This is a genomic window from Acinetobacter sichuanensis (assembly GCF_003024515.2).
Lineage (GTDB): Bacteria > Pseudomonadota > Gammaproteobacteria > Pseudomonadales > Moraxellaceae > Acinetobacter > Acinetobacter sichuanensis.
The window spans coordinates 1-875 of record NZ_PYIX02000184.1 but is presented as its reverse complement, the minus strand read 5'-3'; the positions used below and the strand labels follow the sequence as shown (position 1 = coordinate 875).

The 875-nt window shown below is 40.2% G+C and carries 1 protein-coding gene; it reads right to left on the bottom strand.

The genetic code is table 11. The features are described from left to right. A partial coding sequence (locus C9E89_RS23595; protein ID WP_213069664.1) for a hypothetical protein occupies positions 1–875 on the bottom strand: 875 nt, incomplete at both ends.

Below are 875 nucleotides of genomic sequence, written 5' to 3'. Positions count from 1 at the left end.
TAAACCAGAGACTAGATCAAGAGATAACAAGCCGCCAAGTAAGCCATCAACTAAGTTGCTTACAAGGTCAAGTGATAATAAGCCACCTAAAAGACCATCTAATAAACCAGAAACTAGATCAAGAGACAACAAGCCGCCAAGTAAACCATCAACAAGATTAGTTACAAGGTCAAGTGATAATAAACCACCCAAGATGCCGTCTAATAAACCAGATACAAGGTCAAGCGATAACAAGCCGCCAAGTAAACCATCAACAAGATTAGTTACTAGATCAAGTGATAATAAACCACCCAATACGCCGTCTAATAAACCAGTTACGAGATCAAGAGACAACAAGCCGCCGAGTAAGCCATCAACTAAGTTGGTTACAAGGTCAAGTGATAATAAACCACCCAATACGCCATCTAATAAACCAGAGACTAAATCAAGCGATAATAAGCCGCCAAGTAAGCCATCAACCAAGTTGGTTACAAGGTCAAGTGATAATAAGCCACCTAAAAGACCATCTAATAAACCAGTTACCAGATCAAGAGACAACAAGCCGCCGAGTAAGCCATCAACTAAGTTGGTTACAAGGTCAAGTGATAATAAACCACCCAAGATGCCGTCTAATAAACCAGATACAAGGTCAAGCGATAACAAGCCGCCGAGTAAGCCATCAACTAAGTTGCTTACAAGGTCAAGTGATAATAAACCACCCAAGATGCCGTCTAATAAACCAGATACAAGATCAAGAGATAACAAGCCACCAAGTAAGCCATCAACAAGATTAGTTACAAGGTCAAGTGATAATAAGCCACCTAAAAGACCATCTAATAAACCAGATACAAGATCAAGCGATAATAAGCCGCCAAGTAAGCCATCAACTAAGTTGG